We start from the raw sequence: 20,937 nt of genomic DNA, 5'->3' as shown, positions 1-20,937 counted from the left end.
GGAGGGATTATGAGTGGACCCAATAACTGAAGCCTTAGACTTATACGATAATGGAAAGGTCAATGAGGCTGTTAATCATTTAGTCGAACATACGAATGAGGCTGATGAACAAGATCAGTTTTCAATTGCTGAGTTACTTCAACAGTGGGGTTTTATAAATGAGGCGAAATCCGTATTCGAACGACTATTAAATATGTACCCTGATGACAATCAAATTAAGTTCCAATTAGCTGATATTTATATAGATTTGGAATTAGACGAACAAGCCTTAGAATTAGTAGAAGGTATTCAAGAAGATGATCCTGATTATATTAATGCCTTAATGATTCTTGCAGACATTTATCAATCGCAAGGGTTAAACGAGGTAGCTGAGCAAAAATTGCTACAAGCTAAGGATCTTCAACCGCAAAACTTTATGGTTGACTTCGGGCTTGCTGAGTTGGCTTTTTATAACGGTGAATATCAAAAAGCTGTCAACTTTTATGAAAAATTAGAACTGCACGATGGTGAATTCCCATTCGTAAGTATACATGAGCGACTAGCCGAAAGCTATGCATCGATTGGTAAATGGGAATCAGCCCTATCCTATTACCAGGATTTGGAGCTTAAAGAGCCTGATTCTCTATTTAAATATGGATACACGGCTTATCAGCTAGAACGTTACGATATTGCGATAAACGTGTGGAACGATTTAATTGACTTAGATCCTGATTATACAAGTGTATACCCATATTTAGCTAAAGCCTTTGAAGAAGAAGGTATATTGGATCAAGCAAATGACATTCTTAAACAAGGTCTAAAGAAGGATGAATACAACATCGAGCTATTTATCACGATAGCTAAAAATGAATTAAAACAAAACCATGTCGATGAAGCGAAACGCTATTTAAAGGAAGCGATAGCGTTAGATCCAGGACACGAGAAAGCTGTTGAAGAACTTTTCAACATCTATGAATCGTATGATGAGTGGAATGATGCGAAAGAAATGGTTGAAGAATTAATGACTTTTGATTCTTATCCAGAAATATTGGATTGGAGAGCAGCACAAGTTTATAATGAACTTGAAGATTATCGTCAATCTAAATCGCATTTTGAAAAAGCATACCTCACTTATCACCAGGAAGCGGATTTCTTAAAAGAGTATGGTTTATTTTTAGTTGAAGAAGGCGAGATTAAAAACGCTGTTAAATTATTAAATGATTATTTGAACCATAATCCTAACGATCAAGAAACGAATGAGTTTTTGAGTCGTTTACAAGGAGAATAAAGAGCAGGTAGATGAAAATGGGCATCTCATCAATTGAAAAAAATGCTTTTATTAAATGGTATTTATCTAATTTTAAAACAGAGCATCGTGAAATGGTCTGGTTATTAGAGTATGTTATGAAACGAGATTATTTGTTGAAGCATGTTCATTTTGTTTTTGAAGCACATCTATGCCCTAGAAGTATTATTATTTCAACAAAAGAAAAGGAAAAAAGACCTTTTCGCTATTATAAAGATCACGTTGTGACAACAGATGTTGATAAAGCATTTCACGACATTAGATTGAATCCTGAAGAAACCCTTTATATCGAAATGGTTTATGATAATGTGAGACAGTCCTTACATTATGCCGAGGTACTAGAAGATAATCCATACTTACCGGAAGATTATTATTTACAGAACGAGGATTATATTTTATTAGAGAAAATCATGGAAGAAACAACGTACAAATCAAAAGTCCAGTTTATTAAAAGTAAAATTGATCAAGCTCTAGATATTGGTGATATGGATTTGTTTTTCAAATGGAGTGAGGAATTAAAGAAACTACAACGATTAGATAATAGGAGCGGTTGACATGAAATATAGTAGCAAAGATGTTGTAGCGTACAGTAAAGCTAAAGAATATATTGACACTGCTATTATCCCATTAATTCCGTTTTCTTTTGAAGATGAAGAAATGAGTTCATTATCCTTTCAAAAAGATGTGATTCAAATCTATGTGGATCAAATCGAAAGGGAATTAAAGGGTCGAGTTTTTGTTATTCCTGAATATTACTATTTAAAACAAGACAAAATAGCAGAAGAAAAGGAACGATTACAAGCTTTTATTGATCATATCGCCAAGCAGCCATTTAAGTATATATTTTTAGTAACATCTGATAATAAATGGCGAAAAGTTACAAAAGATATGGATATTGAATTAATCTGGATTCCTGGTATTAAGGATGGACATTTAGAACAGGCTGAAACGCAACAGGTGATTAAATCACAGGTTCAAGAGATTCAAACGTTAATCATGGATAGCTGGAATGAGTAATTATGACATTTTTTCATCTAAAATGTGGTTTGTATTGACCGCTTTATTCGTTTACGCTATCATTGTATTGTCCTAATAAATATGTGTATCATCAATACCCTGTTCGTTGTAATTGATGAATAGAGGGGGGAAAGACATGGCTGATAAGAAAAACCAGGTATCAAGAAGACAATTTTTAAACTACACTTTAACTGGTGTTGGTGGATTCATGGGTGCAGCAATGATTGCACCAATGGTTGGTTTTGCTGTTGATCCGTTATTAAAAGGTGAAAAAGATACAGATTACGTCTATGTCATGGATGTTAATGAAATCACCAATGAGCCTCAACGTAAGACATTCCAAGTCGACCAAGTTGATGGTTGGTATGAATCTAAAGTGGATCGGACAGCTTGGGTTTACAAAGATGAAAATGATGAAATTTTAGCTCTATCACCAGTATGTACTCACTTAGGTTGTACAGTTGACTGGAACTCAAATCAAGATTTTCCAAATGAATTTTACTGTCCTTGTCATGATGGTCGGTATGATAAAAATGGTGTCAATATTCCAGGAACACCTCCTACTGAACCATTACATTCTTATGATTTTCAAATTCAGGACGGAAAATTGATGTTAGGCAAGGCTAAGGCTAGAAAGGGGGCGTAATAGATGCTACAAAAAATGTACGATTGGATTGACGAGCGATTAGATATTACGCCTATTTGGCGAGATATAGCTGACCACGAAGTGCCTGAACACGTTAACCCGGCCCATCACTTTTCAGCTTTTGTTTATTGTTTTGGAGGGTTAACTTTCTTTGTAACGGTTATTCAAGTGCTATCTGGTATGTTTTTAACGATGTATTATGTACCAGATATTGTGAACGCATGGGAATCAGTTAAATATTTACAAACTCAAGTCGCTCATGGACAAATCGTCAGAGGTATGCACCACTGGGGAGCAAGTGTTGTCATCGTAATGATTTTCTTACATACATTACGTGTCTTTTTCCAAGGTGCATATAAAAAGCCACGTGAATTAAACTGGATTGTTGGTGTTCTACTATTTTTCGTAATGCTTGGGCTAGGTTTCACAGGTTACTTATTACCTTGGGATAACAAAGCATTCTTCGCAACACAGGTTGGATTAGAAATTGCAGAGAGTGTACCTTTTATTGGTGGAGATTTGAAGACGTTATTAGCAGGTGACCCTGAAATTGTTGGGGCTAAAACGTTGGCTAGGTTCTTTGCAATTCACGTATTCTTCTTACCTGCAGCGTTATTTGCCTTAATGGGTGCTCACTTTATTATGATTCGTCGCCAAGGTATATCTGGACCGCTATAAGATTTAATACCATTCATGCAAAGGAGGGAACACTGTGAAAAGAGGTAAAGGAATGAAGTTTGTCGGGGACTCCCGTGTTCCTGATAAAGAAAGTCGTGATAAAATACCAAAAGATTATTCGGAATATCCAGGACGTACTGAAGCATTTTGGCCCAACTTCTTGCTTAAAGAATGGTTAGTCGGTGCTGTGTTTTTAATTGGGTTTTTATGCTTAGTGGCAGGTGCACCATCCCCACTAGAGCAAAAAGCCGATCCGAATAATGCGTCATATATACCATTACCGGACTGGTATTTCTTATTCTTATATGAATTATTAAAGTATAAATTTGCCGCATCTGAATATGTTGTCATTGGTACAGTCGTCATCCCAGGTTTAGCTTTTGGTGCATTATTTCTAGCTCCATTCTTAGATCGTGGACCAGAGCGAAGACCATCTAGACGACCAATTGCAACAAGTTTAATGTTATTAGGTGTTGCTTCAGTGATTTGGTTAACATATGAATCAGTAGCAGGTGTAGATTGGGAGGAAAGAGCTGCTTATTCTGTTGAAAATGTACCAGATGTAGAAATTGATGAAGAAGCACCGGGTTATCAGGTCTATTCACAAAACTGTTTATCCTGTCATGGAGATAGCTTACAAGGTAATCCAGGAATGGCTCCGGGATTAGTCGGTATTCCTTACGGAGCTGATCAGATTAAAGACATTGCTGTAAACGGTATTGGACAAATGCCAGCCAACCAATTCCAAGGAACAGATGAGGAATTGAACCAGCTTGCTGATTTTATTGTTTCAATTAATGAACAGGCAAGTGGTGAAGGTGAAGGCGATGGTGGATCTGAAGAAGAATAAATCATTAAAGCTGACTTGTACAACAAGTCAGCTTTTTAGTATGAATTTAGGTGATTATAGTGTTGAGATATTTATTAATGGACCGACGATTTCTTTACATATTACTCATTATTAATGCTTTAGGTACGATTTATGGCTATATTTGGTATCAGTATCAGCTTGAGGTAACACCGACTATATTTATACCATTCGTGCCTGATAGTCCAACAGCTTCGTTATTTTTTGTAATCGTCATAATTGGTTTTTTAATCGGTAAAAATTTTAAACTCTTTGAATCTCTAGCCATGCTCACACTGTTTAAATATGGTGTTTGGGCAGTGGTCATGAATGTTTTGACTTTTATAGAAGATGGCGAAGTGACTCCAGCCGCCTTAATGCTGATCGTGTCGCATGGTGCTATGGCGATTCAAGGGCTATTGTACGCACCTTTTTACAAAATAGAAATGCCCCATCTAGTTTTTGCAGGAATATGGACGATACATAATGACGTGATTGATTATGTTTACGGTATGATGCCGATGTATCGCACGTTAACAGAGTATATGCCGCATATTGGTTATGCTACGTTTTGGTTAAGTATTCTGTCGATATATTTAGTTTTCAAATATGGCATGGACCGTCGTTCTAATCCTCTTTCATAAGCAATATAATATTAAAAAGCTTGTGGAGGGTTTGAAAATGGACGTCACCTTAGATCGTTACTTACAATTAGCTACTCATTCTTCCATAAGTGAATTTTTGCTGACAGTTTTAATCATATTTGGTTCTGTTTTGCTAACATTAATTTATGTTGGTTGGCAAAAATATAGTGAAAATAATCGTGAAAGCAATAAAATTGACGAGGATGACACCGACGATTAAAATTATAGTATAGAGATAAAAATGGAGGAATGAAAAATGGGGATAGGAGCCTTTCTCATTTATTTTGCCATTCTTTTGATTTTGCCAATATGGGCACAGAGTAAGGTTAAAAGAACATATAAAAAATACATGAAGGTCGCTAATTCTTCTGGTATGTCAGGAGCTGATGTTGCTCGAAGAATTCTGCAAGAAAATGGTATATATGATGTACGTGTAGTGGAAACGAGTGGGTTCTTAAGTGACCATTATGATCCTAGAAAGAAGGTTGTTCGCCTTTCTTCTCATAATTACCATGAACATTCTAAAGCGGCTGCTGCAATTGCAGCCCACGAAGTTGGACATGCTATACAGGACGCTCAAGATTATGCGTTTTTACGTTTTCGCCATTCGTTAGTACCGATGGCTAGTTTAGGATCAAATATGTCGTATTTACTAATTTTTGTTGGTGCGATTCTTGGATCTTTTAATTTGTTAGGAATAGGAATAGCTTTAATGGCATTTGCTGTTCTATTCCAATTGGTTACATTACCAGTTGAATTTAACGCGTCGAATCGTGCAATGACTCAGCTTGTATCTACAGGTGTCATCACAAATTCAGAACATCGTGAAACGAAAAAAGTCTTGAATGCTGCGGCATGGACTTATGTTGCTGCGGCTGTTGTTGCTTTAATGGAACTAATTCGTTTCTTATTGCTGTTCTTACACATGAATGAATAACTAAAGGTTGCTGCAATTTGCAGCAACCTTTTTTACGATATCGGTTTTTTGTTTTCATCAAGTGTGAATCCTTCGCCAATAACATCATGAACAGACGTTACGGCGACAAAAGCATATGGATCTATCTCATCAATAATATCCTTTAATTTAACGATTTCATTTCGTCCGACAATGCAATATAATACATTGCGTTCCTCGCCTGTATAACTACCACTACCTTGCAAAACTGTTACACCACGGTCCATTTTTTCATGAATATGTTTTGAAATATCATCGCTTTGACCAGAAATAATCATCGCTCCACGAGCAGCATAGGCACCCTCTTGGATAAAATCAATCACACGTGCTGCAATAAAAACGGCTACAAGTGTATACATACCTTGAATCGGCTTTAAATATAAAATGATGGATGAAAAAATTACAATCGCATCAAATAAAAACATCGTCCGTCCCATGCTCCAACCGATATATTTGTGGACAAGACGTGCAATAATATCTACCCCACCAGTCGTTCCGCCATATCGAAATGTAATCCCTAAACCAACACCAATAAACGTACCTGCAAACAGTGCTGCTAATGTCATGTCATTACGTAAAGAAAATTCAAGTGTATAAATTTGAAAAATCCATAGAAAAATAGATACAGCAACGGTTCCAATGACAGTATAAATAAAAGTCGTTGTTCCGAGCACACGCCATCCGACGATAAATACAGGTATATTTAATACTAAATTCATAACTCCAGGATCTAATGAAAACATGAAGTACAGAAGTAACGTTATCCCTGTAAATCCACCTTCCGCCAGATTATTTTCCATATTGAAATTAACGATTCCAAATGAAAAAATAGCAGCGCCAAACAGTATAAATACTGTATTTTTTAATTTTATTTCCCTCAATACTTAACCCCCTTCTTATTTAAGGATTACCCCAACATATTATAGTCAATGGATTAGAAACGTTCAATCATCGAAATAAAAGATTTGTCAAAATAGTTGGATTTAGCTACCATTAGGTTAGGCTAATAGGAAGGTGATTATAATGACAAATCACGAAAAAGATTTACAAGCCATGCAAAAACGTGTCGATCAATTTATAGGTCAATTTGAAGAAGGATACTTTTCTCCTTTAGCTATGATGGCCAGATTGACAGAAGAGTTGGGTGAATTATCTCGAGAGGTTAACCATTATTATGGTGAAAAGCCTAAAAAAACGACTGAAAAAGAAAAATTAATGGAAGAAGAGTTAGGCGATTTATTTTTTGTCCTCATTACATTTGCAAATTCATTAGATATTGATTTATCAGATGCTTTTAATCAAAGTATGAGTAAAATTGAAACAAGGGATCAAAATCGATGGACTAAAAAGAAATAAGGAGAATTCATAATGATAGAAACAATTAACATCATGTTAGCAGGACCTAGAGGAAAAATGGGAACAGAAGCTTTATCAATGATTAAAGAAACTGAGCATTTTAATCTTGTCGGGTGTATCGATCGAAAACATAACGGAAACTCGGTTCAAGATATTGACGGTCTACCGACCCTAGATGCACCGATATATACAGATGCGGAAGAAGCTTTTGATCGTATAAATGCGGATGTTTTTATCGATTTAACTAACCCTGATTCAGGATACAACCATACTAAGTTGGCACTATTAAATCATATTAGACCGGTGATTGGCACATCTGGTTTTTCAGAGGGACAATTAGATGAATTGAGGGAATTAAGTACGAATCAACAAACTGGCATTGTCATTGCCCCTAACTTTGCGATTGGTGCAGTATTAATGATGCGTTTTTCACAAATGGCGGCTAAATACTTTCCTAATGTTGAAATTATTGAAAAACATCATGATCAAAAGCTTGATGCACCATCAGGAACAGCCGCAAAGACAGCGCAATTAATTAAAGAAGTAAGGGGATCTAAGAGACAAGGTCATCCCAATGAGAAGGAAACATTGGAAGGTGCCCGGGGGGCTGAGGTTGATGGAATAAGAATTCACAGTGTTCGTTTACCGGGATTCATTGCAGAACAGGAAGTTATTTTTGGACAGGGTGGTCAAACCTTAACAATTAATCATCATTCGTCAAATCGTCAGTCATTCATGAGCGGCGTAAAATTTGCTGTTGAACAGGTTATGACCATTGACCATTTTGTTTATGGTCTTGAAAATTTAATGGAATAGTAGGTGGAAGTCTTGAATATAGCATTAATTGCTCATGATAAAAAGAAGAAAAACTTAATCGACTTTGTAACCGCCTATCAAAATATCTTTAAAGAGCATCAATTATTTGCAACAGGAACAACGGGAAAATTAATTCAAAAGGAAACGGGTTTAACCATTTATCGTTTTCAGTCTGGTCCATTAGGCGGTGACCAGCAAATTGGGGCAAAAATAGCGAACGATGAAATGGATATGATTATATTTTTCCGTGATCCGTTAACGGCACAACCACATGAACCAGATGTTTCGGCTTTATTAAGATTATGCGATGTTTATAAAGTTCCACTCGCAACGAATCAGGCTTCTGCTGAAATTATGGTCCGCGGTTTACAAAACGGTTGGTTAGATTGGCGATCCATTAAAGATAAGCGAGAAATATATGATGACTAAAAAAATTGGCATCGTGTGTTACCCAACCGTAGGCGGATCAGGTGTCGTCGCAACTGAATTAGGTATTCATTTAGCTGAGAAAAACTATGATGTTCATTTCATCTCAACGACGATGCCATTTCGATTAAAGAAGCTGTATCCCAATATATATTTCCATGAGGTTGAAGTATCTAATTATCCTGTGTTTAAGGAACCACCTTATGATTTATCGCTGGCTAGTAAAATAGCGGAAGTCATCGACCGTGAAGAATTAGATATTATTCATGCACATTATGCTATCCCACATGCCATCTGTGCCATTTTTGCGAGACAAATGGCTGAGCGAAAAATAAAAATTGTGACGACCTTACACGGAACAGATATCACCATACTAGGCATCGATCAGAACTTTAACCAAATGATTCGTTATGCGATTGAGCAGTCAGATTATGTCACAGCTGTATCCGAAAGCTTACGTCAGCAGACCGAGGATGCTCTTCATATTCAAAAACCAATCGATGTAGTGTACAATTTTATTGAACCTGTTGACCTATATACATTAACGAATGAGAACTTAAAAGAGGATTTTGGCATCAAACAACATGAAAAAGTTTTGATACATATCTCTAATTTTAGACAAGTAAAACGCGTGGATGATGTCATTTATGTGTTTAAACGTATTCAAAACCAAATAGATTCCAAGCTACTTCTTGTTGGCGATGGACCTGAGCATTCACGTATTCGTAATTTAGTCAATGACATAAACTTACAAGATCAAGTGATTTTTTTAGGAAGACAGGATAATATCCATGACTTATTAACGATTAGTGACTTAAATTTATTATTGTCTGAAAAAGAAAGCTTTGGATTAGTCTTACTTGAAGCAATGGTGAATGGTGTGCCATGTATTGGGACCGATATTGGCGGTATACCAGAAGTTATCGTTGACGGAGAAAATGGGTATATTTGTGATGTTGGTGACTTAGAAGACATTACGAATAAATGTCTATTATTATTAAAAGACACTGAATTACGGCAATCATTTTCACAACATGCCAGATCACATGCTCTTAATTATTTCAGTTCCGATAAAATTGTAAAGCAATATGAAGACATATATATGAACTTGATCAATTAAATGATTAGGGTGAAATTTATGTTAAAAGAACCCTTTATACAAGCTAAAAATATATTCGATACATTTCATCAAAGTGGCTTTGAATGCTATTTTGTTGGTGGATCCGTTAGGGACTATTTGTCCGGGCGTTCGATTGGTGATATAGATATTGCAACAAATGCAAAGCCAGAAGATATGCAGCGGATTTTTCCAAAAACGGTACCAGTAGGAATAGAGCATGGTACTGTTTTAATTCTAGATCAAGGTCATGCCTTTGAGGTGACTACTTATCGGACGGAAAGTGACTATCAAGACTATAGACACCCGAGCCATGTCTCATTCGTCGATGACATTAGTATCGACTTAAGTCGTCGTGATTTCACGATGAATGCGATCGCAATGAATTTTGATGAACAGCTCATCGATCCGTTTAATGGAAGAGAGGACTTAAAAAAGGGGATTATCCGTACGGTTCGGAGCCCTTTTGACCGATTTAATGAGGATCCTTTGCGAATGCTACGTGGTATAAGGTTCGTTAGTCAATTAAACTTTAATTTGGATGTGGATGTTAAACAGGCGATTAGTAAGCATCGTCATCTATTAAAAAATATCTCTGTTGAAAGAATTACGGATGAAATGATTAAGCTGCTACTGAATCCTTTTGTTAATGAAGCATTACAATTGATTCAAGAAACAGAAATCCATGAATCTTTACCTATTTTTGAGGACAAAGAGAGCCTTTTTCAATCGTTAAAACAATATAGGTTTACAGAACAGATTGATCATCCAGCGACCGCGTTTTCTTTACTACATTTGATAGAACCTACAATATCAATTGATAAGTGGGCTAAACAATATAAGCTTTCTAATGACATTAAAAAAAACGCAAAGCATCTAGCGTCATGCTATAATCTTTTTAAAGATAAAGGTCTCACCAATTATGTTCTTTATCAGACGAAGCATGATTGGTTAACGAGTCTTTTGCAGCTTATACGTTTGAAAGATAGTGGCGAAGTAAACATAAATGATCTGAAAACTCAATATGACACATTGGCGATACAATCGCGTAAAGACTTAGCCATCTCAGGTGGGGACCTAATGAAGTGGTTTTCACATAAAAAAAGAGGTAAATGGATTGGTGATCTTTTAGAACAAATTGAATATTTAGTAGTCGAAAATCAATTAACCAATGACGAGCAAGCGATTGAAGGTTGGGTGAGGGAATGGGAAATACGAGAAAAAGACTAATTGACATATTGTCAAGTCATAAAGATACTTATGTTTCTGGTCAAGAACTGTCGAATATGTTAAATATATCCCGTTCAGCTGTTTGGAAGCATATGAACGAGTTGAAAAAAGATGGTTATCAAATTGAAGGGGTAACGAAAAAAGGGTATCGCATTATAAATTCTCCAAATGACTTATCAGCTAGTGCCTTACAATGGGATTTGAAAACAGACTGGCTTGGCCAAGAAATCGTGTATAAGGAGCAAGTGAAATCGACACAATTAGTAGCTCATGAGCTGGCTAGAGAAGATGCTAAACACGGAACGGTCGTTGTAGCACGTGAACAAACAGAAGGCCGTGGCCGAATGAGACGCTATTGGGATTCTAAGGATGGCTTAGGCTTATGGTTTAGCTCTATTATTAGACCAATGTATATTGAGCCGAAACGGGCATCACAGTTAACACTCGTTGCTGCTGTTGCCATAGCAGATTGTTTATCTAAAAAGGGGTTAGATATTAAGATTAAATGGCCTAATGACATCTTTGTTGGTGGGAGAAAACTTGCAGGAATTTTAACCGAAATGCAGGCTGAGCAAGATTTTGTACAGTATATTATTTTAGGTATTGGCATGAATGTCAATCACGAAATAGAAGATTTACATGACTCGATTAAAGAGAAAGCTACTTCGTTATTTCTCGAAACCAGAGAGAAAATGAATTTAAATCATCTTCTCGATCAATTATTAGAAGAATTAGAGCTAAAGTATGAAATGTTTATAGAGGATGGCTTTCATTTATTTAAAGAGAAATGGGAGAGCTACGCCTATAAAATAGGTGAGTGGCTGCAAGTTAAAACAAACAATACTTGGGATGCGAAAGTGATAGGCATACACGAAGATGGTGCGCTCATCGTGACCGATCGTCAGGATCAGGAGCAGGTTTTATATTCTGCTGAAATAATATGGTAAGGGAGTAGGGAAAATGAAAACGTATCGATCATTTTTAAAAATGAAAAATGAGAATGTAAAGATTGCGATGATGACAGCTTATGATTACCCATCTGCCAAGATGAGTGAGGAAGCGGAAGTCGATATGATCTTAGTTGGGGATAGCTTAGGAATGGTTGTACTAGGGTATGATTCGACGATTCCCGTAACTATAGATGATATGATTCATCACGGTAAGGCGGTGAGAAGAGGTGCCCCGAATACATTTACAACCATCGATATGCCTTTTATGTCTTTTAATATCTCCAGGGAAAATACCTTACATAATGCTAAGCGAATATTTCAAGAAACGGGTGCACAGGCACTTAAAATTGAAGGCGGAAAAGAAGTTGTTGAGGTCATTCAAGTGATTACGCAGGCGGGTATACCGATAGTCGGACACATCGGATTAACACCGCAGTCTGTTCATGTTTTAGGTGGATATCGAATTCAAGGGAAAACGCATGAAGATGCGAGTCGTCTAATTGAAGAAGCGAAGGCTGTTGAAAGGGCCGGAGCAATTGCCTTAGTATTAGAATGCGTACCAGAAAAGTTAGCCAAAATTATTTCAGAGCAAGTATCAATTCCAACTATTGGGATTGGTGCTGGTAAACATTGCGATGGTCAAGTTCTCGTGTATCATGATTTATTACAATATGGGGTCGAGCGTTTAGCCAAATTTGTGAAACCTTATGCGGACATGAATCAAACTACCAAATCGGCACTTGAAGAATATGTAAATGAAGTCAAACAAGAGCGCTTTCCCAAAGAAGAACATACTTATCCGATTGACGAAGAGGCATTAGTTGGTTTATATGGGGGAAAATCATGAAGACTGTAAGAACCATTGAAGAGATGAGAAGCATCAAAAACGATTTAAAAAATAATCATAATTCTATCGGGCTCGTACCTACAATGGGTTTTTTACATGAAGGACATCGACAATTAATTCAATCGTCTAGACAAGAAAATGATGTCGTCGTGGTTAGTGTTTTTGTTAATCCGCTTCAATTCAATCAAAGCTCTGACTTAGAAAGCTATCCAAGAGATTTTGAAAGAGATGAGAAGATTATGGAACAAGACGGTGTGGATTATGTTTTCTATCCTACCGCTCTAGAAATGTATCCGCGGGCTATGACAATCAGTATGTCTGTCGATCGTCGTACGGATGTGTTATGTGGTCAATCACGTCCTGGTCACTTTGAGGGTGTAGTGACGGTATTATCTAAGCTATTTCATATTATTGCCCCCACAAGCGCCTATTTTGGCTTAAAAGACGCACAACAATTTGCGGTAGTCGATGCCTTAGTTCATGACTTTAATTTCGAGGTTAATGTTACACCCGTTCCGACCGTAAGAGAAGAAGATGGTTTAGCTATGAGTAGTCGTAATGTCAATTTGGAAACAGATGAACGGGAAGAGGCTAAGCATATATACCAGGCTTTATTACATGGTCAAACATTTATAAAGCAGCATGATGATTGGAGCCGCCAAGAAGTTATAAATGAGGTTAAAGGCTATCTAGAATTTCATATAACGGGTGAGATTGATTATATTGATTGCTTATCATTCCCTGAATTAAGCAAGGACTTGACCGTAGGAGACGATTTAATCATTGCGGTTGCCGTTTATTATAAAAAAGCTAGACTCATTGATAATATCATTTTAAATGCTCAAGGCGAATTTAAATATAAGGGAGAATAACGTATGTTTCGAACAATGATGAATGCTAAAATTCACCGCGCAACCGTTACAGAAGCTAATTTAAACTATGTTGGGAGTATTACAATCGATGCACAGCTTTTAAATGAAGTAGGAATATTACCACACGAAAAAGTACAAATCGTTAATAATAACAATGGTGAACGTATGGAAACATACGTGATTGCTGGTGAGCGAAATAGTGGTGTTATTTGTTTAAATGGTGCCGCCGCTAGACGTGTTCAAAAAGGTGATACGATCATTATTATGTCTTATACACTTTTAGCTAAAGAAGATGCGCTTAAGCATCGGCCTAAAATTGCGATTGTAAATGAGCAAAATCAAATTGAACAGTTGATTTCAGAAGAATCACCCATGACCATCATGTAGCTCCCGAGGTGGGAGTTTATTTTTTTCATCAACCTTTAATTGTTGCATACTTATTTTTAAAAATAGTACATCATTTTACGGGTATTCTAATACTAAATCAAGGCCACGTCATATGATGTGTTGGATAGAAAAGAGGTGGAATGATGAATCGTTTTGTCGTCGTCGATTTAGAAACGACAGGTCACTCCCCCAAAAAAGGGGATGAAATTATAGAAATAGGCTTAGTTGTCATTGAAGGTAACGAAATCGTTGACCAATTTTCCACTAAAATTAAGCCGAACAAACCGATCCCTAATTTTATTACGAATTTAACAGGTATTTCACCTGAGGACGTAGCAGAATCACCTTCGTTCGATCAGGTCATTCCCAAACTTCTACCTTACTTTGAAGATGGTTATTTCGTGGCACATCAAGTTCAGTTTGATTTCGAATTTTTAAATGAATCGTTACAAAAACACCGATATACAAGCTTAAAGATTCCGATAATAGATACTGTAGAATTGGCAAGAGTTTTATTTCCTACAGCTAATAGCTATAAGCTTTCCGATATCGCGGACTACCTTAATATTGACCATCAATCGCCACACCGTGCACTTTCAGATGCTTATGTGACAAGCTTACTATTGATTGAAATCATGAATAAATTAGAGGGTTTACCGTATCCTACTTTAACTCAAATTTCACCATTAACGATAGGCTTCAAAAGTGATATTGAGTTAATTATTGAAAAAATCATAAATGACAAACGTTATAAAAAAGAGAAATCCAAGGATACGATTATTCAAAATGGGTTTGCCGTAAAACAATTATTTCATTTAGATGAATCGACTGATGAAAATCAATTGAAAAACGTCGACTTTAACCGTTTCCTTAATCAATTTAATGATCAAAGTATGATAGATTTAAGAGAAGATCAATTTGAAATAGCAAGGCAAATAGAACAACGATTTAATGAGAAAAAACATTTGGTTATTGAAGCCAGTACTGGTCTTGGTAAAACCTTAGCCTATTTATTACCTGCTATGTATCACTCAATTGTAAATGATCATAAAACGGTAGTAAGTACGAGTACGATTCAATTACAGCATCAACTAATGAGTCGAGATTGGCCTTTAATTCAATCAGCCAACACATTTGGTAAACAGTTGGCCATACTAAAAAGCCCAAGTCATTATATTCATTTATTAAGGTTGCGGCATTTTATCGAACACTATGAGGGGTATAATTATGATTTAGCTTTAAGCTTATCAATGATTCTCGTTTGGTTAACTGAAACGAGTACGGGTGACCGTGATGAAATCCAACTACCTTCAAAAGGTGAGGATATATGGCCTTATATTTCGGGCGATTATAAACAATTGGATGATCAACGTCATTCTTATTTCCAATTGGCATTAAAACAAACTGAGCAGGCTTCTATCATCATTGTCAATCATGCTTTTTTAATACATGAAAAGCTTTATGGAGAAAAGCGAATTCCTGATCATCAGCACATAATTATCGATGAAGCCCATCGTTTTGAAGGTGTCATGCGGAAGCAATTAGGTAAGCAAGTAGATTATGTATCTTTAATTCATATATTAAATAGCGTTGAAGAGATAAAAAATACACCAACGTTAGAATCGGCTAAGAATACAGCAAACCAATTTTTTCGATCAATTTATCAGGCTGTTTTATTTTTACACTCTGAAAAGGATGCACTCACGGATACTGGAAAAATTCAATTACCATTAGATTATTATCATTTACAGGCGATTAAATCTGGAAATATTCATACTCAATTAAATGATTTATTACTGGCATTGGAACAGTTACTAAAGGAAATTAAAAAGCATAAGATGAAAAATCAATGGGACGACCTATTAAGACAAAATATTTTGACGCAATTGACAGTGTCCATTGAATCCATAAAAAGCTTCTTTAATGAAGATATTAATCAAGCACGCTGGATTGACATTGATCAGGACGGGGCAAAAAATGCTGTTCAATTTCATTTAGAACCCATTGAAGTTAGTGAAATTATCAGGGAAAAAATACTGAATTGTGGTATTCCCGTCGTATTTACGAGTGCTACGTTACAAACGAATCACTCATTCACATCATTCTTAGAGGAAATGGGTTTACCTGAAGACACTTCATGTGTTTTTATACCATCACCATATGATTTTCTTCATCAGGTAAAATTATATGTTCCGAGTGATTTTCCGGATATAAAAGCAACGGATCCAGCTGATTATGCAGAATCTGTTGGCGAATATATTTTCGCTTTGGCAGAGGAAATCAATCACAAACCTATTGTTCTGTTTACATCTTTTGAAATGCTTAAAGCTGTTCACCAGTCTTTACGTCAACTGGATACACATCAAGAATTGACCTTATTATCACAAGGGATTCACTCAGGAAGCCGTGAAAAATTAAAGAAAATGTTTGAAAAGGCTGAAGAAGCCATTTTATTAGGAACGAGTTCATTCTGGGAAGGTGTAGATATTCAAGACCAATCCGATAAGCTCATTATTTTGGTGAGATTACCATTCGATACACCGAACCATCCATTATTTCAAGCAAAATCGAAACAGCTTGAGGAAAAAAATCAAAATGCTTTTTATCATTGGATGTTACCGCAAGCGGTGTTACGTTTCCGGCAAGCCTTTGGGCGTCTCATTCGCTCAAATCAAGACCGGGGCCAATTTTTCATTTTAGATCAACGAATTATGAGTAAAAACTATGGCAGACAATTTCTAAAGTCCATCCCTAAAGTCCCAGTATTATATGATCGGAAACATTGTTTACTTGAGGATGCAAAAAACTGGTTGTCATATAAGTGACAAAAAGGCAAACCATAATGCTTAGTGACATTGAAAAGCAGGTGATGGAAATTGAAAAGTTGGTCAGTCTTAGTTGGCATTTTGATATTTTTTATGACATTCGATACCGTTTATGCCATGGAGGAGTTGGTTTTTGAATCCATTCCATCTGGTAACTTTGCCATGCTTCATTTAAATAAGGAAGAATTATTTTTAATCAATACAGGTAATTCGACTAGTTATGAACAAGTATTTGAGCGGTTAGAGGAATTTGATGATAAACATATTAAAGGAATTCTCATAACGAAGTTAGATAGTGATAATTGTGGAAACTTATCAGAAATATTAGATGACTATCAAGTCGATAATATTTATTTACCTAAACGAGATGATGGCCAATGTTTCATTCCTGAAAACGATACTAATAGGGTTTTTCGCCTCAATGATCAAGAGATGATGGCGATTAGCTCAAGGTATTATATTAAATATGTTTACAATGAAACAACTAGTACAGGAAATTTTGCCATCTCAAATGGACAATTTATAAGTTTTTGGTATGAAGGAATTGTTGATTATGATAAATGGGATGAAAAGGTAAAAGTTTTGTATTTACCTGAAAGTACATCTATTGATCAGATAAATGAAGACGATTTAGTCAAGCTTGATCCTCAGGTTGCGATTATCAATAAACAGAATCAAACAGAGTCGCTAATTCAAATGTTCCAGCAGCAATGGGTTGATTTATATTCATTAAGACACGGAGCATCAGCTCATGTTATGATTGAAGAAGATGAATATGATTTATATTTAAAAAAGGAATAATTTAAAGTTATTCGTGGAAATTATAACAATTTCCATTCTAAACTTGTTATAATAGTAAAATGAATGTGCCAATAGTGATTAAAGAACATCTTTTGTTGCACGAGCATTAGATGAAGAGGATGAAACCATTGCAATTTTTACAAATAAGCGGTCGTAAATTATTACTATCGAGCTTAACCATTTTAACTATTGTTATTTTATGTTTACTTATTTTGCTAATCTTTATTTATACGGGGATTAGGCAAGATCAAAATGATGCCAAAAGTTATGCCGTTGAACTTGCAATAAATGAATCACCTTTAACGCAGGAAGAGTCGGTTGGTGAATTCACCGGCGAACAGGCCTATATGGTTGTAACTGGTAAAAATGAAGATGATGAACGGATTCACGTTTTTGTTCCCGAAAATGCAGAGGAGTCACCTCAGTGGGTGAGTTCCTCTGAAGGGATATCAAAGGAAGAAATGAGACAAAAATGGTCTCAAGATTGCGGTAATTGTCATTTAAACAGCATGAATTTGGGAATATTAAACAATCGTTACGTGTGGGAAATCATTTATGAGAAAAATAACCGATTATATTTTCAAACTTTCCGATTCAGTAACGGTGAGTTATATGATTCAATTTCATTTAGTCAATCTTAAAATATAATGGAGGAGTGTTTGGATACATATGGATTTAGCTACGCGCGTTCAATCATTAACCCCTTCAAGTACACTTGCTATTACGTCAAAGGCAAAGGCCTTGAAAGCGGAAGGACATGATGTCATCGGACTAGGTGCTGGTGAACCTGATTTTAATACACCAAAATATATATTGGATGCCGCAAAAAAGGCAATGGATGATGGGAAGACGAAATATACACCAGCTGGCGGTATGGTTGAACTAAAGGATGCTATCATTGATAAATTTAAACGTGATCAACAATTAGCCTATAATCGTGATGAAATTATTGTCACAACTGGTGCTAAACACGCTTTATATACATTATTTCAAGTGTTACTGAACAAAGGTGACGAAGTGATTGTTCCGATTCCTTATTGGGTGAGCTACCCAGAACAAATAAAGCTTGCAGAAGGCCAACCGATTTATGTAAAAGCTAAAGAGGAAAATCAATTTAAACTAACACCAGAGCAGCTTGAAGCAGCTATAACTGATCAAACCAAAGCAGTGATTATTAATTCACCAAGTAATCCAACGGGGGTTTTATACAGCCAAGAGGAATTGAAGGCTTTAGGTGACATGGCCTTAAAGCATAATTTATGGATTGTCTCAGATGAAATTTATGAGAAGTTAATTTATGGTGAAAAGGAACACTATTCTATGGCTGGTGGATCACCAGAACTTAAGGAAAGTACAATCATTGTTAATGGTGTTAGTAAATCACATTCCATGACAGGTTGGAGAATTGGTTATGCTGCGGGTCAAAAACGAATTATCAAGGCGATGTCTAATTTAGCGTCACACGCAACATCAAATCCAACATCAATTTCTCAACATGCGGCTATTGCAGCTTATACGAATTCAGAAGAAGAAATTATTAATATGAAGAAAGCCTTTGAAGAACGATTAAATAAATTATACAATTGGTTAGTAGAAATCCCACAGGTTACATGCGTTAAACCAGATGGTGCCTTTTATTTATTTCCGAATGTTAAACAGGTGGTTGAAGCATCACCTTTTGAGACAACTGACGAGTGGGTGGCACAACTGTTGGAAGAAGAAAAAGTTGCGATTGTTCCGGGGTCTGGATTCGGTTCAGAGGATAATGTGCGTTTATCTTATGCCACATCATTAGATCAACTGGAAGAAGCCGCTAAACGTATAAAACGTTTTGTAGAGAAATATTCTTAATAAATTGAAGGAGGAAATCAAGTTGAAAACGACTATTTCAACCATTAAAAACCATTTAGACGATACCGTCACTATTGGCGCTTGGTTACATAATAAACGCTCAAGCGGAAAGATTGCGTTTTTACAATTACGTGATGGCACAGGATTTATTCAAGGTGTAGTGGCTAAATCAGCCGTATCCGAAGATGTATTTGATTTAGCGAAAAATATTAATCAAGAAACTTCTCTCTATGTAACCGGAAAAGTTGTTGAAGATAAACGCAGTCCTTTAGGATTTGAATTACAAGTAACTGACTTAGAAGTGATACAAGAAGCAGAGGATTATCCAATCACACCTAAAGAGCATGGTACAGAATTCCTAATGGACCATCGTCATCTATGGCTGAGATCTAAAAAACAACATGCGATTATGAAAGTACGTAATGAAATTATTCGCTCTACATACGAGTTCTTTAATGACCAAGGCTTTGCAAAGGTTGACCCACCTATTTTAACAGGAGCGTCCGCTGAAGGAACGACCGAATTGTTCCATACGAAGTACTTTGACGAAGATGCTTATTTATCACAAAGTGGACAACTATATTTGGAAGCTGCAGCTATGGCATTAGGACGAGTTTTTTCTTTCGGTCCAACGTTTAGAGCAGAAAAATCAAAAACGAGAAGACATTTAATTGAGTTCTGGATGATAGAACCCGAGATGGCCTTTATGGACCATGAAGAAAGCTTACAGCTACAAGAACAATATGTATCACACGTTGTTCAATCTGTGTTGAAAAATTGTAAAATTGAATTAAATACACTTGATCGGGATACATCTAAATTAGAGAATATTGAAGCACCATTCCCTAGAATAACGTATGATGATGCCATTCAGTTCTTAAAAGACCAAGGCTTTGACGATATTGATTGGGGCGATGACTTCGGAGCTCCGCATGAAACGGCCATTGCAGAAGCTTATGATAAGCCAGTGTTTATTACACATTTCCCAGTTGAAATTAAGGCTTTTTATATGAAGCCCGATCCAGACAATCCAAAGGTAGCCCTATGTGCAGACTTAATTGCACCTGAAGGATACGGGGAAATTATTGGAGGTTCACAGAGAATCGATGACTACGAACTCATGCAGCAACGCTATGATGAACATGATTTAAATGGCCCTGCTTATGAGTGGTACTTACAGCTTAGAAACTACGGTAGTGTACCGCATTCTGGGTTTGGACTAGGCTTAGAAAGAACAGTGGCTTGGATTACGGGTATTGAGCATATTCGTGAGACGATTCCATTCCCAAGATTACTCAACCGTCTATATCCTTAAGTTTTTCAGGGATGACTCCAATAGGGTCATCTCTTTCTATTAGGAAGCAAGCTTCCAAAAGGGTGGGAGAAC

24 protein-coding genes are annotated in these 20,937 nt (G+C 36.3%); 23 read left to right on the top strand and 1 reads right to left on the bottom strand.

The genetic code is table 11. The annotated features are described in order from the left end of the window. Window positions 1-13 precede the first annotated feature (13 nt). The 9 genes from BLP77_RS10505 (at window position 14) to BLP77_RS10465 (ending at window position 6,054) form a co-directional block, all read left to right on the top strand. Window positions 14-1,267 (top strand): tetratricopeptide repeat protein, encoded by a 1,254-nt coding sequence (locus BLP77_RS10505; RefSeq protein WP_093857082.1) that lies wholly within the window; start codon window positions 14-16, stop codon window positions 1,265-1,267. 11 nt (window positions 1,268-1,278) lie between these two features. Then, complete coding sequence (locus tag BLP77_RS10500; protein WP_093857081.1) at window positions 1,279-1,839, top strand: ReoY family proteolytic degradation factor; 561 nt, start codon at window positions 1,279-1,281, stop codon at window positions 1,837-1,839. A gap of 1 nt (window position 1,840) precedes the next feature. Beyond that, complete coding sequence (locus tag BLP77_RS10495) at window positions 1,841-2,302, top strand: DUF2487 family protein (protein WP_093857080.1); 462 nt, start codon at window positions 1,841-1,843, stop codon at window positions 2,300-2,302. 136 nt (window positions 2,303-2,438) lie between these two features. Further along, entirely contained in the window at window positions 2,439-2,948 is a 510-nt protein-coding gene (locus tag BLP77_RS10490; RefSeq protein WP_093857079.1) for a Rieske (2Fe-2S) protein, read from the top strand. 3 nt (window positions 2,949-2,951) lie between these two features. Next, window positions 2,952-3,626, top strand: a complete 675-nt coding sequence (gene qcrB / locus BLP77_RS10485; protein ID WP_093857078.1) for a menaquinol-cytochrome c reductase cytochrome b subunit — start codon at window positions 2,952-2,954, stop codon at window positions 3,624-3,626. Window positions 3,627-3,660: 34 nt separating this feature from the next. Further along, the gene (locus BLP77_RS10480; RefSeq protein ID WP_093857077.1) at window positions 3,661-4,476 is read left to right on the top strand and encodes a menaquinol-cytochrome c reductase cytochrome b/c subunit; all 816 of its coding nucleotides are present in this window, start codon (window positions 3,661-3,663) and stop codon (window positions 4,474-4,476) included. Window positions 4,477-4,553: 77 nt separating this feature from the next. Continuing rightward, window positions 4,554-5,117, top strand: a complete 564-nt coding sequence (gene lhaT / locus BLP77_RS10475) for a lipoprotein heptaprenylglyceryl N-acetyltransferase LhaT (RefSeq protein ID WP_093857177.1) — start codon at window positions 4,554-4,556, stop codon at window positions 5,115-5,117. 37 nt (window positions 5,118-5,154) lie between these two features. Beyond that, on the top strand, window positions 5,155-5,337 hold the full coding sequence (locus BLP77_RS10470; protein ID WP_093857076.1) for a sporulation protein YpjB: 183 nt from the start codon (window positions 5,155-5,157) through the stop codon (window positions 5,335-5,337). Between the two features lie 36 nt (window positions 5,338-5,373). Next, the gene (locus BLP77_RS10465) at window positions 5,374-6,054 is read left to right on the top strand and encodes a zinc metallopeptidase (RefSeq protein WP_093857075.1); all 681 of its coding nucleotides are present in this window, start codon (window positions 5,374-5,376) and stop codon (window positions 6,052-6,054) included. Between the two features lie 32 nt (window positions 6,055-6,086). Here the strand turns inward: BLP77_RS10465 and BLP77_RS10460 are convergent, their stop codons facing one another. Beyond that, on the bottom strand, window positions 6,087-6,953 hold the full coding sequence (locus BLP77_RS10460; protein WP_093857074.1) for a YitT family protein: 867 nt from the start codon (window positions 6,951-6,953) through the stop codon (window positions 6,087-6,089). A 142-nt stretch (window positions 6,954-7,095) separates the two neighbouring features. On the opposite strand from BLP77_RS10460, the gene BLP77_RS10455 reads away from it, so the two are divergent. The 14 genes from BLP77_RS10455 to asnS all read left to right on the top strand — a co-directional run bounded on the left by BLP77_RS10455 (window position 7,096) and on the right by asnS (window position 20,865). Continuing rightward, entirely contained in the window at window positions 7,096-7,428 is a 333-nt protein-coding gene (locus tag BLP77_RS10455; protein WP_093857073.1) for a nucleotide pyrophosphohydrolase, read from the top strand. 12 nt (window positions 7,429-7,440) lie between these two features. Further along, window positions 7,441-8,244, top strand: coding sequence for a 4-hydroxy-tetrahydrodipicolinate reductase (dapB, locus tag BLP77_RS10450; protein ID WP_176753045.1), 804 nt, complete (start codon window positions 7,441-7,443; stop codon window positions 8,242-8,244). Between the two features lie 12 nt (window positions 8,245-8,256). After that, window positions 8,257-8,673, top strand: coding sequence for a methylglyoxal synthase (gene mgsA, locus BLP77_RS10445; protein WP_093857072.1), 417 nt, complete (start codon window positions 8,257-8,259; stop codon window positions 8,671-8,673). Then, window positions 8,666-9,790 carry an N-acetyl-alpha-D-glucosaminyl L-malate synthase BshA gene (gene bshA, locus BLP77_RS10440; protein ID WP_093857175.1) on the top strand — a complete coding sequence of 375 codons (1,125 nt, stop codon included), beginning with the start codon at window positions 8,666-8,668 and terminating at the stop codon, window positions 9,788-9,790. Before mgsA ends, bshA begins: the two co-directional genes overlap by 8 nt. An 18-nt stretch (window positions 9,791-9,808) precedes the next feature. Beyond that, complete coding sequence (locus BLP77_RS10435; protein WP_176753044.1) at window positions 9,809-11,017, top strand: CCA tRNA nucleotidyltransferase; 1,209 nt, start codon at window positions 9,809-9,811, stop codon at window positions 11,015-11,017. Beyond that, on the top strand, window positions 10,993-11,964 hold the full coding sequence (locus BLP77_RS10430; RefSeq protein WP_093857070.1) for a biotin--[acetyl-CoA-carboxylase] ligase: 972 nt from the start codon (window positions 10,993-10,995) through the stop codon (window positions 11,962-11,964). The genes BLP77_RS10435 and BLP77_RS10430 overlap by 25 nt, the downstream gene beginning before the upstream one ends. A 13-nt stretch (window positions 11,965-11,977) precedes the next feature. Beyond that, window positions 11,978-12,814, top strand: coding sequence for a 3-methyl-2-oxobutanoate hydroxymethyltransferase (panB, locus tag BLP77_RS10425; protein WP_093857069.1), 837 nt, complete (start codon window positions 11,978-11,980; stop codon window positions 12,812-12,814). Beyond that, window positions 12,811-13,686, top strand: coding sequence for a pantoate--beta-alanine ligase (gene panC, locus BLP77_RS10420; RefSeq protein ID WP_093857068.1), 876 nt, complete (start codon window positions 12,811-12,813; stop codon window positions 13,684-13,686). Before panB ends, panC begins: the two co-directional genes overlap by 4 nt. 3 nt (window positions 13,687-13,689) lie before the next feature. Continuing rightward, entirely contained in the window at window positions 13,690-14,073 is a 384-nt protein-coding gene (gene panD / locus BLP77_RS10415; protein ID WP_093857067.1) for an aspartate 1-decarboxylase, read from the top strand. Between the two features lie 143 nt (window positions 14,074-14,216). Beyond that, window positions 14,217-16,898 (top strand): helicase C-terminal domain-containing protein, encoded by a 2,682-nt coding sequence (locus BLP77_RS10410; RefSeq protein ID WP_176753043.1) that lies wholly within the window; start codon window positions 14,217-14,219, stop codon window positions 16,896-16,898. A gap of 51 nt (window positions 16,899-16,949) precedes the next feature. Further along, window positions 16,950-17,699 carry an MBL fold metallo-hydrolase gene (locus BLP77_RS10405; RefSeq protein ID WP_093857065.1) on the top strand — a complete coding sequence of 250 codons (750 nt, stop codon included), beginning with the start codon at window positions 16,950-16,952 and terminating at the stop codon, window positions 17,697-17,699. Between the two features lie 128 nt (window positions 17,700-17,827). Next, entirely contained in the window at window positions 17,828-18,340 is a 513-nt protein-coding gene (locus BLP77_RS10400; protein ID WP_093857064.1) for a cell wall elongation regulator TseB-like domain-containing protein, read from the top strand. Window positions 18,341-18,368: 28 nt separating this feature from the next. After that, window positions 18,369-19,550, top strand: coding sequence for a pyridoxal phosphate-dependent aminotransferase (locus BLP77_RS10395; RefSeq protein WP_093857063.1), 1,182 nt, complete (start codon window positions 18,369-18,371; stop codon window positions 19,548-19,550). Window positions 19,551-19,572: 22 nt separating this feature from the next. Continuing rightward, window positions 19,573-20,865, top strand: a complete 1,293-nt coding sequence (gene asnS / locus BLP77_RS10390) for an asparagine--tRNA ligase (protein WP_093857062.1) — start codon at window positions 19,573-19,575, stop codon at window positions 20,863-20,865. Window positions 20,866-20,937 lie beyond the last annotated feature (72 nt).

The organism is Tenuibacillus multivorans (assembly GCF_900103915.1).
GTDB lineage: Bacteria > Bacillota > Bacilli > Bacillales > Alkalibacillaceae > Tenuibacillus > Tenuibacillus multivorans.
The sequence above is the reverse complement of the archived record's forward strand: the minus strand, read 5'-3'. Positions and strand labels throughout refer to the sequence as shown.